We start from the raw sequence: 12,591 nt of genomic DNA on the forward strand, positions 1-12,591 counted from the left end.
TTCAGTTTGAACGGTACGGTTTTTAAGTCAAAAAGACATACGTTCGCCCTTGGTAAGTATTTTTTTGATTCGTAATAAACCTATTGAAGATACAGCCATGAATTTCAATCAGTATACCATTAAAGCTCAGGAGGTTGTCCAGCAGGCGGTGCAGATTGCCCAGGGTAATCAGCAGCAAGTGGTGGAAACGGGCCACGTACTCAAGGCCCTCCTGGAAGAAGACCCCAACACGATGGGTTTTCTAACGAAAAAATTAGCAGTTAATACGGCTACCTTAAACAGTCGTCTGGAAAATATTCTGGCCAGCTACCCCAAAGTTTCGGGTGGGCAGCCGTACCTGGGGAACGATCTGCAAACGGCCTTTAATAAGGCTCAGTCGTACCTGAAAGAGTTTGATGATGAATACGTTAGCATTGAGTTGATTCTACTTGGACTGGCTACGGGTAAGGACGCCGTCGCTACGCTGCTGAAAGAAAGCGGTTTCCAGGAGAAAGAATTAATCGCTGCTGTGAAAGAACTCAGAGGAAAAAATAATCCCGTGAAAGACCAAAACGCTGAAGCGAAGTATCGTTCGCTGGAACGCTACTCCAAAAACCTGAACGAACTGGCCCGGCAGGGCAAAATTGACCCGGTGATTGGCCGGGACGAAGAGATTCGCCGGGTCCTGCAAATCCTTTCGCGTCGTACCAAAAACAACCCGATTTTGCTGGGTGAACCGGGGGTCGGTAAGACGGCCATCGTGGAAGGGCTCGCCCAACGGATTGTACAGGGCGACGTTCCCGAAAACCTGAAAGATAAAATCATTGTCTCCCTGGACATGGGTCTGCTCATTGCCGGAGCCAAGTACAAGGGCGAATTTGAAGAACGGCTCAAATCGGTGATCAAAGAGGTGACGGATTCCAATGGTGAACTGATTCTGTTCATCGACGAAATTCATACACTGATTGGTGCTGGTGCGGGCGGTGAAGGAGCCATGGACGCCGCTAACCTGCTGAAACCGGCTCTGGCCCGGGGTGAACTGCACGCCATCGGAGCGACCACCCTCAAGGAGTACCAGAAATACATCGAAAAAGATAAAGCTCTGGAACGCCGCTTCCAGTCGGTGCTGGTGGATGAGCCGGATGAACCGGATGCCATCTCGATTCTGCGGGGTATCAAGGAAAAGTACGAACTCCACCACGGGGTACGCATTCAGGATGATGCCGTCATTGCCGCCGTCGAGTTATCGAGTCGGTACATTTCGGATCGGTTCCTGCCCGATAAAGCCATTGACCTGATGGATGAATCGGCCGCGAAATTACGGCTGGAAATGGACTCCGTACCGGAAGAACTCGATGAGCTGAACCGCCGGATCATGCAGCTGGAAATTGAGCGGGAAGCCATTCGCCGGGAAAACAATAAAGACAAGGAAACGTCTTTGTCGAAAGAAATTGCCGACCTGAACGAATCCCGCAACGAGTTGAAAGCTCGCTGGGAATCGGAGAAAGAGGCCGTCAACGAAGTGCGTACGCTGAAAGAACAACTCGATCAGTTGAAACTCGAAGCGGATCAGGCCGAGCGGTCGGGTGATTACGGCAAAGTAGCCGAGATTCGCTACGGTCGCATTCCGGAAGCTCAGAAACGCCTCGACGATGTACAGGCTTCGGAAGACGATCAGTCCGGTACGATGCTGAAGGAAGAAGTAACGCCCGAAGACATTGCCGAGGTGGTTGCGAAATGGACGGGCATTCCCGTTTCCAAAATGCTCCAGTCGGAACGCGAAAAACTGCTGGGTCTGGAAAAAGAACTGCACAAACGCGTAGCGGGTCAGGACGAAGCTATCGAAGCCGTAGCCGACGCCGTACGCCGCAGTCGGGCTGGTATGCAGGACCCCAAACGGCCCATTGGTAGTTTCCTCTTCCTCGGACCCACGGGCGTAGGTAAAACCGAGCTGGCCAAAACGCTGGCGGATTACCTCTTCAACGACGAAAACGCTCTGGTACGGATTGACATGAGTGAATACCAGGAACGCCATACGGTAAGCCGTCTGGTAGGAGCTCCTCCGGGATACGTCGGGTACGACGAAGGTGGTCAGTTAACCGAGGCCGTACGTCGCAAACCGTACTCGGTAGTCCTGCTGGATGAGATTGAAAAGGCTCACCCCGACGTCTGGAACATCATGCTTCAGGTGCTCGACGATGGTCGCCTGACGGACAACAAAGGTCGCGTAGCCAACTTCAAGAATACCATCATCATCATGACCTCCAACATTGGTAGTCAGATCATTATGGATAAATTCAATGAAGACGAAGGCTGGAACCATACACTAGTGGTGGAAGAAGCAAAAAGTGCCGTGATGGATCTGCTGAAAGCCAGCGTACGACCGGAGTTTCTGAACCGGATTGACGAAATTGTACTCTTTGAACCCCTGAATACCAAAAACCTTCGCAAGATTGTGGGTATTCAGTTCCGACAAATCCAGCGTCGTCTGGCCGAACAGGGTATCACCCTCGAATCGACCGATGAGGCTCTGGAAAAAATTGCGGAAGAAGGTTACGAACCCAGTTTTGGTGCTCGTCCGCTAAAACGGGTATTACAGAAACGAATTTTAAATGCCTTGTCGAAGGATATTCTGGCGGGTACGGTTGGTAAAGATTCCGTCATCCTGATGAATCTTGCTGACGATGGCTCCATTGCCTTCGAAAACGTAGATGGAACATTGGAGGTCTAAAGCCTTCAAAAATTGACAAAAAATCCCTGAACTCTTCTCAGGGATTTTTTTGTTATTTTCAATTAGAACCAGTAAACAGCCTTTAGATTGTTTGCAAACGTCGGGGTTTCTGCTTTCTTTGTACAAATCAAGCGAACGCCTCTAGTAAAAACGGCTTCTTTAACGATACGAAATCGGGTATATATTTTTTAGTTTACGGTGTTGATCGGTAATAACGCCTATTTATAGATTTACATCTGCTGGATTCTGGAATAACCCATAACTTTCTGAACTTTGCATTTCTACGAATTTAACCTCCACGACGACACACTTGATGCCGTGGATTCCATGAATTTTCAACAGGCTACTCCGATCCAGGAAATGGCCATTCCCAAAATATTAAAAGGTAGTGATCTGCTGGCTTGTGCTCAAACGGGTACGGGCAAAACGGGAGCTTACCTGATCCCGATTCTTGACCGTGTACCGGATTATCCGAAAGGTCAAATCAGTACCCTGATCCTGGTTCCCACGCGGGAACTGGCCCAGCAAATTGATGAACAAGTGCAGGGCCTCGGCTATTACGTAGATGCGACGAGTATTGCTATTTACGGCGGTAACAAAGGCCCTGAATGGGAACAACAGAAGAAAGCCCTGACGCAGGGGGCCGACGTTATTATTGCTACGCCCGGACGTCTGATTGCTCACCTGCAACTGGGATACGTGAAGTTCGATCAGCTCAAAACGCTGATTCTGGACGAAGCGGACCGCATGCTGGACATGGGCTTTATCGGGGATATTATGAATATTCTCAAGCACCTGCCCGCCCAGCGGCAGACGCTGCTGTTCTCGGCTACCATGCCACCTAAAATCCGCGATCTGGCCCGCCGGATCATGCATCAGCCGGAAGAAATTAATCTGGCCGTATCCAAGCCCGCGGAAGGAATTGATCAGCAGTTTTACCTGGCTGGAGATGCTCAGAAAGTGCCTTTGCTGATTCACTTGATGCAGTCGGTCGAGAACCCGAGTATGGTGCTTTTCACGTCCCGCAAGTCGGAAGTGAACGTCATTGTTCGGGCTTTGAAGAAAATGAAATGGGATGCCCGCGGTATTTCTTCCGATTCGGAGCAGGGCGAACGCGAAACCATTTTACGCGATTTCAAGAATCGGGCCTTCCCTATTTTGGTGGCTACGGATGTACTTTCCCGGGGGATCGACATTGATAACCTGAGCCACGTAGTAAATTTTGACGTTCCCCGCGATCCCGAAGACTACGTACACCGCATCGGACGTACGGCCCGGGCCGCAGCTAAAGGTACGGCCATCACGTTCATCAACGATCAGGATCAGCACCGCGTCGTTCGCATTGAACGCTTACTGGAAAAAGAACTCGAAAAACGATCGATCACCGAAGGACTAGGCCTTGGTCCTGCACCGCTCTGGGATCCTAAAAAAGACCGTGGTAATAAGAAGAAAACCAATGGTCCTCAAACGTCTTCTTCCACTGAAAAACCCAAACGTTTTTTCAAAAAGAAAACGGGTCCGGCTAAAACGCAGGGCTAAGAGTTAAAGAAGAGCTTCGTTTCGGCTCACGCGTTATAAAATAGGTCATTCAATAAAAAGAGGTACGGCTTCGGAGCCGTACCTCTTTTTATTGAATGCTGATCTTCTGTCGGTACCGCAGGCTCTCCCCCATGGGGCAGCCTTTCAGTATAAAAAAAGCCAGTCGACTGAAATTCCGGTGTTTATAAAACTTCTTGCCGTTTTTAAAGGCGTAAAACAACTGAAAAAGCACGACAGCCGGATAGGAATGGTGCTTACGGAAATAATGGAACAGTGAAATGTGGTATTCCCGAATAATCTCGTAGCAGGGAGCCGTGCTCTGCCCTTCCAGGTGAATATATTCCGCCTCGGGTACCAGATAGAGCACTTTGCCAATCGCGTGCATTTTGCGGGCCAGATCCTCCTCTTCCACGTAGAGAAAGTGAGTAATGTCAAAACCACTGACCTCCCGAAAATCCGTTGCTCGGATGAACAGCGTACTGCCCATAATGAACGGTACTTCCAGTGGCTCCTGATAGGCTTTAAGGGCCGGGTGCTGCTCGGGACGATACCATTTCATGAATCCGTGACCGAGGTATTTCAGTCCCAGCGAAGGAAAATACCCAAAGGAATACCGTAACTCCCGATTGGGCTTAAACATCTGGGCTCCTACGATACCGGCGTTGGGATGTTGCTCCATGAAGGTTGCCAGAATGGTGCACACATCATTGAGTAACAGGCAGTCATTATTCAAAAAATAGTAATAGTCGGTTTCAGGATCCGCGTATTGTACCCCCATCATATTTCCACCCGAAAAACCCAGATTGATCCGGCTACGTACCAGGGTCAGATTCGGAATATCCCGCAGCGGCTCCAGCTTCAGGTAATCTTCATACCGTGAGTTATTATCGACCACCACAATTTCGTAGTTCGGCCACTGGGTATGGTTTCGAATCGATTCAACGCAATGGAGAGTAAGCTGACTGGTATTATAATTTAAAAGAATAATGGAAATAGACGGATGATGCATTAGGGCGTAGAATAAAAAGCGTTGGCTGATGAAGCAGGCCTGTCAACGTATAAAGACCGGGTATAAGCGAACCAGTGGCTCGGATTACGCAGGATGGTTAAGTGAGAAGTATAGCCGTCAATTCGTTTTTTTAATCCTACAAATTAACAACCAATTTAGCTAGGAAGCCAATGGTTGAGTGTACAATCCCGTAAGAATTCCGGGGATCGGAGCAGCCTCTCCCCCAGAACATTTTAGCCCATACCCTGTTCTATTCGTATATGTTTCGTTCGTGTAGCTCTCCGATTCGCTTTTTGAACTATTGGCAATCGTTTCCTAAACAACTACTGGTTTTGGCCGGATTGCTGGTAGTAGGCCCAGCCCTGGCCCAGGAAGAAAAACGTCCTTCGATGGTTCGGCGGGTCTTTAACAAACTCATTGCGGATAGTACAGCTCCGGGGAAACCCAGTTTTCGCGTGTATCCAACGCTGGCCTATGCCCCGGAAACCAGTGTGGAGATTGGTTTTTCGTCCATGTACCTGTATCAGGCCAAAGGCGATACCCTGAACCGGCTGAGTGAGATTACGGCCTTTACCTTTGTGACCTTACAGGCTCAGTATGGCATCTGGCTCGATAATGCCATGTACGGCGATAAGGATAAATGGTTTCTACTGGGACGCGTGCGATTTCAGCGGTTTCCGCTTCTCTACTACGGCAGCGGTCCGGATACGCCGGGGGATAACCCCGCCGTTGTGGACGCCATGTATCTGATTGCGAGGCAACGATTACTGCGAAAAGTAGTACCCAATTTTTTTGTTGGGCCACAGGTAGATGTTCAGCATCTCTATAATGCTGACTTCCAGCAACCCCGTGAAGGGCAGGCGTACCCCTTGCCGCTGGGTGCGGAGGGTTCAACCAATGTAGGCTTGGGCCTGGGGGTTGTTTACGATAACCGGCACAATGTACTGAACGTACGGAAGGGATTGTTTACCGAACTGGGCTTTCTTTCCTACCGAAAAACCTGGGGTAGTAGCGAGAACTTTTTTGGCATTACGTTCGATAACCGACTCTATCGACCTATCAATCAACGAAACGTATTTGCCTGGCAGGTGTACGGCAGCTTCATGTCGGGGAACGTACCTTTCAACTTGAAGTCACTGCTGGGTGGGGATATGATTATGCGGGGCTATTACCAGGGCCGCTACCGCGATGACCAGCTCCTGGCCACGCAGGTAGAACACCGCTGGTTGCCTTTTAGCTTTAGCCGACGTATTGGCGGAACCGTTTTTGCGTCAGCGGGTATGGTGGCCCCTCGGCTGGGCGAACTCAACTTTAAACTCGTACGCTATACGGGTGGCGTGGGTCTGCGGTACTTACTTTTCCCGAAAAAAGATATTTTCCTGCGAATGGACATGGGTCTAACCAACGAAGGTCCCGGCTTTTACATCATGACGGGCGAGGCGTTCTAGGCCAGATCAATCTTACGACTTTCCTCCAGACCCGCTACCCCCGCCAACTGCCGCACGGCGTCGGCGTTACCGGGGTCAAGGCTTACTACCCATACATTGATCTCACTGAGTTTCTGGGTAACGCTACCATTCAGCTTCTGAATGGCAGTTTCCAGTACCTGGGTCTGACCGGGCTGGATGGAGAGAATGTATTCTTTCATCGACGTAGTAGTTAAAAGCGTGCCTCTCTTTTATTTTTCTTCTGTACCTAAACCTACGTACCACCCCCTCGCCTTAGTAAATCTTACGTTCAAACCTCACGCTTAAACTTAAAACTTCTAACGCTCAAACTATCAAACCTCAAACCCAAAAAGGTATAACCGCCCATCCGAGCGGTTATACACAGCAAAAAACACACCATTGCTAGTCGGTCAATGCTTCTTCATTTACGGCCAGCGGCCAGGGTTTCAGAATCAGCCGGGACAGCGGGCCCTGTACCAGTCCGGCTCCGGCATCGGTCGTTGGAAGGGATAGTGGTTTCGCCGTACTCACCAGCTTCTTCCACAAAGCATAGCCCCGATTCGCTTTACTCTGCTGGGCATAGAAAGCCGCAATACCCGCTACGTGGGGGGTTGCCATACTCGTACCCTGCCAGGTAGCGTATTTCGTCGGCATCTTGGTAGACGAGAACACCTCCACGCCCGGAGCTACGATGTCCACGTTTCCGTACGGAGCGTACTTGCCCCGGTTCGAGAAATTGGCAATTTTCATGTTTTTATCCACGGCTCCTACCGCTAGAATCGAAGGACAATTTGCCGGGTGGCTCACCGCATTGTACACGCCATTGCTTCGGTTGCTGTCGTTGCCCGCCGCCGCTACAATCAAGGTGCCTTTGGCGAGTACGTTAGCCGCTACGTTTTCGAAGATCTGCGAGTACCCCTGCGTCTGCGTCCCTGCTCCCAGCGACATACTGATGACTTCGCATTTATTAGCCAAAGCCCAATTGATCCCCGCCAGAATACCCGCATCGCCACCGTACCCTTCATTGCTGAGCACTTTTCCGGCGTAAATGGTAGCCTTGTACGCCAGACCATACCGGGGTACATTCGGGTCTGAGGGGTTGAGTGGTCCGCAGGCGGTACCAATGCAGTGGGTACCGTGGCCGTGGCCATCCTGAACGGTTTGTTCGTTGATAAATGAAGCCGTCACGATGTTACGTCCTACAAAATCGGGGTGCTGCAAATCCATGCCCGTATCCAATACGGCCACTTTGATCCCGCTTCCGTTGTAACTACGGTACAATAACGACGGCACGCCCCGTACGGCCTGCAAACCCCAGGTCACGCCCGTGGCCTGTACTTCCTGTTCGGCCGTAAAGGCTTCTCCGTTGGATTTTTCCGTTTGCTGGGTACGCTCCAGTAAGGTGTCGACGGCATCGCGAAATCCCTTGAGGTATTCGCCGGTCAGCTCGTTGATGGCGTACACGACCCGCTCGGGTTCAATCAGTACCGCCTGGCTGGCATCGGCAACCGTTAGCGACAGGCGATTCAACTGATCGGGTACGGCATTGACTACGGCTACGCCAATCTGATCCAGGTAAATCGCTTCGTTTTGTTCAAAATCGGAGTCCTGCACACGTTCATCCGGAAAATCCGCTGAATGAGCTACTTTCAGTCCCGTCGTTTCGGTTAAGCTCGCCAGGGCCGCCTGCGTATCGGTTCCTTCAGGAAACATAACCAGATACCGACCCGTAAATTCCTGGTCCGGCTTTGCGTTTTTTTGATGATCTGACATAGTGAAAAAAGTTGAAGGTTGATCGTGTCCGGTAGCAGGGCCGGTATCCCTGTATTTCGTTTAGGGTCAAAATACGTTGTAAAAATGCTCCATTCGCTGCCCGTTTATCAATCCCTAATATTGGGGACACCCTACAAAAAAAGCGACGCTCTTGTTGAACAAGAGCGTCGCTTTTTGAGCTATACTAGTCTATTTACCAGCGGGATACGGGAGCGGTACTCCTTCGGCAACGGGTTCGCCAAAGACGGGCATCCCCGCCCGATTCCAGGTAATCTTCTGAGCCCGCGGCGACCGCTTGCCTCCGCAACCCTGATCCGAGCCGGAGTTGGCGTGGTACAACAGCCAGTCTTCTTTACCGTTGGGCGATTTGAAGAATGAATTATGGCCGGTTCCATACACGTGCTTTTCCAGCGATTGTTGAAAGACGGGTTTCTCGCTCTTTTTCCAGCTTTTGGGGTCCAGCAGATCCGCTCCGTTGTCAGCCGTCAGCAAGCCCAGGGCGTAGGTGTTCGTCCAGCAACCGCTGGCCGAGTACACAATGAAAATCTTCGAGCCGTGCCGGAGAAATTGTGGTCCTTCGTTGACATATACGGGCCGGCCGGGCTTCCCCGCCGTCGTATTGTCCCAGTAGCGTTCCCAGTCGAACGTCGGCGTTGAAATCAGTACCCGATCGCTGGATACGGTCCAGGGATTTTCGAGGGCGGCCATGTAAATGTTTTGTACCTCGTCGGTTTTACTGACGTGATCCCAACCCGACCAGATCAGGTAACGCTTGCCTTTGTGCTCAAAAACCGATCCGTCGATGGCCCACTGATCGCTCGCATCGCTGAGTTTTCCTTTCATCACCCACTCGCCTTCCAGCGGATCGGAGGCACTGTTTTCGAGTACGTACAGGCGTCGGTTATCGCCGCTGGTTCCGTCATTGGCCGTGAAATAGACGTACCATTTTCCGTCCAGAAAATGGATTTCGGGAGCCCAAATGTCTTTCGAGTACGGACCTGTCGCGGGCGGGGTCCAGATGACTTTTCCTTCCGCCGTTTTCAGCTCGGGCAGAGTCTTGGTTTTCCAGAGTTTGAGTGACCGCCCGGTGGTGTGCATGTAGTAGTAATAGCCTTTATGGTACAAGGCCCAGGGATCGGCTCCCGAGGGCAGCAATGGATTCGTGAAAGTTTGAGCCTGGGTGTACAGGGAGATCAAACAAAAGAAGAGTAGTTTTTTCATAAGGTTTAGCTGGCTTGATGGATGGTATTGTATTAATTGGAAAATTAAGGTATCCAGTTACTGACTACCAATAGTACGTATCGTTCTTCCTGAAAGATACTAGCAACCGACCACTGGTTACAAATAGTCGATGCCAGCTAGCTAGCTGGCATCGACGGGTAATCGAATTCCACTATAACTACTTCATTTTGTCGTTGAGTAGTTTCATAAAATATCCTCCTACTACACTCCGGGCCTGGAAACCAACTTTTTTACCATCGGTGGTTTCGTGCCAGTCGCTGATGGGTACGCGAGACGAAGTTTCGTGAGCGTATTTCAGCAGCGGCTTCACAAGAGCGTCAAAATCAGCCTGATTGTCCGTTAGCGTTGCCGTCCATACAATCCAGTCGGATTTCGTATACGTCTTGCGGCTGTCGAGGGGTAAGCCATAGCTGTTCTGCTTCGTCAGGTAATACTTGATTTCCTTTTCGTACACCGACTGCGGGAACAGTTTCAGGCCCAGAACCTTGTCCCATACCAGGTTATACTTCTGGCTCCAGGTTCCTTTCTTATCGAAGGTCAGTGCGTAGTGATCGCCGTCATCGGCAATCTGCATCCACTTCTGTACCATTTCTTCGGTACTCTTGCGGTACTTTTCAGCGGTGGCCTTTTCACCCAGTTGCTCGGCCATCATCGCGTAGCAACCCAAGCCGACAATCGCCTTTACCGAAAGGTTGGCATTCCGGGCCAGGTGACCAGCGAAGTCGTCCGTACAGAGTTGATTGGCCGGATCGAATCCATCTTTCAACAGGTAATCAGCCCAGGTCGTCAGCGTTTTCCAGTGCTTGCGGGCGTAATCGGGTTTGCCTTCGGCTTTCACAATGGCCGCCGTCAGAATAATCATGTTGCCGGATTCTTCCACGGGCATGTCTTCGCCGTACACCTGTGCATTCGCCAGCGGGTACGTACCCAGATCGTGAGCCGCAAAGGGTTTCGTCCACTTACCACTTTCGCTGTAATAGAAAATACCGTTGAGCATGCCTTTCAACAGGTCGGGGTTGTATAACAGGTACAGCGGGGCCGAAGGATACGTAACATCTACGGTATTGATACAGCCATTACTGAAGTTTTCCTTCGACAGATACAAAATGTCACCCTGCGGACTCTTCACCAGTTTATGAGCCGCCGCCGCCTGACGATAGCCCAGTACACACAGCTTGGCGTACTCTTCGCCGCCCGCCTTTTTGGCATCGGCATAGACCTGGCGATCGAAGTCATTACACTTTTCCATCACCGATTTATAATCCTTAATGGCCGTAGTAATTTCCCGCTCAATGGTCGATCCGTTTTCTTTCCACCAAGGCTTCAGATTCGTACCGAAGTATTGAATCGACTCAATGTCGTCGTAAGCTACCGTCAGAAATTGCTCTTTCGGTGTAGCATTCACCGATCCCAGATTGACGATCGTATTCAGAAACAGGGATTTACCTTCCGTGATCATTGAACGCTGGGCTTTCAGGGCGGGCAGCGTACTTACGGTCTGAACGGCCTGGTTCTGCTTGGGAGCTGCCACGTAGAGATAGCCCCAGTCAATGCGAAGGTCATCGCCACTCTTTTTCAGGATGGCCTGCTCTTTCGTTCCAGTTTTCAAGGCCACGTAATCGTTGGTTGAGGCCGTCGTCGCCGTTACGGGCTGCGTGGGTACGTTGGTCGCCAGACTGCTCGATACGCCAAAGTAGAAGTTTACCTGGTGAGCGGCTCCATCGTTGGCTTTTACGCGGTACGTCACGTAAGAAACCGGACGAGCGTACAACGTTAAGTCGTTCATTAACAGCGGCGAAGCAAAGGACACGTCCAGATCTACTTTACCACACGTAAATGAATACTTAGTTTGCGTAGCGGTAAAATCCATACTCTTCTGCGTAGCCGCCTGCATCGTCGTTTTTTCTTTCGAACGCATTTCACTCGACAAGCCCGCGTCCAGCCAGGCACCACCCGCCGTGTTAGCCACGTGAATGGCCAGTACGTTCTTTCCCGCTTTCAGTTTTGACTGAATGGGAATGTAGTTGACCTTGGTAATCCAGCCCTTGTGCGTGTATACTTTTTCTCCGTTCAGATAGACTTCGATGTTGTCGTCGTGTTGAATTTTCAGGTATACCTGACTCGTGGGGGCCTGCTTGAGCGTGAAGCTCCGGCGAGTCCAAAGGTCTTCGCTTTTCCAGAGCGTAGCGGCCTGATTCTTGTCATCGCTGAAGGGGGCTTTGCCCGTTTTCCAGTCGCTGTCTGAAAAGTTCAGCGTATTCCAGCCGCTTTTGGGTTCTTTTTCGGTGTACTGAACAGAGTACGCCATTTCATCCGCCGTAGGCAGGATGGTTTCATAGCCTTTCGCCTCTTGGCCCAGGAATCGATAATTGACGCCATCTACGGTCAAAACGCCCAACAAGGGTTGATCGGCACCGGTCCAGTGTTTCGTGGGTGAAGCCGTCAGTTCGTCGGTCGTTGACCAGACACTAAAATACGGGTCGTGCGTAAGTAGTGGGTACGCTGGGGCCCGTCCTACCTGGGCCTGAGCCCAGCCACCCGCGGCCAGGGCGGCCAGCAGTAAAAGGTGTTTTTTCATAGTAAATAGGGAAAAATAATAAAGCAGTTTACGTAAAAGGGATCGGTTGAAAGCTGTAGTTTTTAGGGGTTGTGAGGAATTGAAGATGAGTTTAACAAGTCTGTTTTACGTTCCAAAGGCATGGCTGGTCATTTAGTACGTAAGAATTTATTAACAACCGATTAGTCTCAATGAATCAATACTTCGTCATTTAAAGACGGCTGATCTCTTAGTCCGTATCGCAAACACCGCTCTTTTCATCCCGCTCCAGGCTACCGCTTTGCGGATGAAAAAGGCGGCTTTTCGCGATAGG

General features: G+C 50.7%; 8 protein-coding genes. 3 read left to right on the forward strand and 5 right to left on the reverse strand.

The genetic code is table 11. From position 1 onward, the window contains the following. Nucleotides 1-97 precede the first annotated feature (97 nt). Together clpB and BWI93_RS03700 are read left to right on the forward strand one after the other, a co-directional pair. Nucleotides 98-2,710 carry an ATP-dependent chaperone ClpB gene (gene clpB / locus BWI93_RS03695; protein ID WP_094808819.1) on the forward strand — a complete coding sequence of 871 codons (2,613 nt, stop codon included), beginning with the start codon at nt 98-100 and terminating at the stop codon, nt 2,708-2,710. 273 nt (nt 2,711-2,983) lie between these two features. Further along, on the forward strand, nt 2,984-4,249 hold the full coding sequence (locus tag BWI93_RS03700; RefSeq protein WP_233207728.1) for a DEAD/DEAH box helicase: 1,266 nt from the start codon (nt 2,984-2,986) through the stop codon (nt 4,247-4,249). 88 nt (nt 4,250-4,337) lie between these two features. Here the strand turns inward: BWI93_RS03700 and BWI93_RS03705 are convergent, their stop codons facing one another. After that, nucleotides 4,338-5,258: a glycosyltransferase gene (locus tag BWI93_RS03705; protein ID WP_094808813.1), complete on the reverse strand. Its 921-nt coding sequence runs from the start codon at nt 5,256-5,258 to the stop codon at nt 4,338-4,340. A gap of 260 nt (nt 5,259-5,518) precedes the next feature. Between BWI93_RS03705 and BWI93_RS03710 the strand changes: the two genes are divergently transcribed. Then, nucleotides 5,519-6,706: a BamA/TamA family outer membrane protein gene (locus tag BWI93_RS03710; protein ID WP_255157704.1), complete on the forward strand. Its 1,188-nt coding sequence runs from the start codon at nt 5,519-5,521 to the stop codon at nt 6,704-6,706. On the opposite strand, the gene BWI93_RS03715 is transcribed toward BWI93_RS03710, so the two are convergent. From BWI93_RS03715 to BWI93_RS03730, 4 genes are all read right to left on the reverse strand, one after another. Beyond that, the gene (locus BWI93_RS03715) at nt 6,703-6,906 is read right to left on the reverse strand and encodes a hypothetical protein (RefSeq protein ID WP_094808814.1); all 204 of its coding nucleotides are present in this window, start codon (nt 6,904-6,906) and stop codon (nt 6,703-6,705) included. The two genes, BWI93_RS03710 and BWI93_RS03715, sit on opposite strands and share 4 nt — an antisense overlap. Before the next feature lie 202 nt (nt 6,907-7,108). After that, nucleotides 7,109-8,479, reverse strand: a complete 1,371-nt coding sequence (locus BWI93_RS03720) for a S8 family serine peptidase (RefSeq protein ID WP_094808815.1) — start codon at nt 8,477-8,479, stop codon at nt 7,109-7,111. 189 nt (nt 8,480-8,668) lie between these two features. Further along, nucleotides 8,669-9,700, reverse strand: coding sequence for a family 43 glycosylhydrolase (locus BWI93_RS03725; RefSeq protein WP_094808816.1), 1,032 nt, complete (start codon nt 9,698-9,700; stop codon nt 8,669-8,671). A 178-nt stretch (nt 9,701-9,878) separates the two neighbouring features. Further along, nucleotides 9,879-12,299, reverse strand: a complete 2,421-nt coding sequence (locus BWI93_RS03730) for a glutaminase family protein (protein WP_094808817.1) — start codon at nt 12,297-12,299, stop codon at nt 9,879-9,881. Between the last annotated feature and the right edge of the window lie 292 nt (nt 12,300-12,591).

It is taken from the genome of Siphonobacter sp. BAB-5385, from assembly GCF_002261125.1.
Taxonomy (GTDB): domain Bacteria; phylum Bacteroidota; class Bacteroidia; order Cytophagales; family Spirosomataceae; genus Siphonobacter.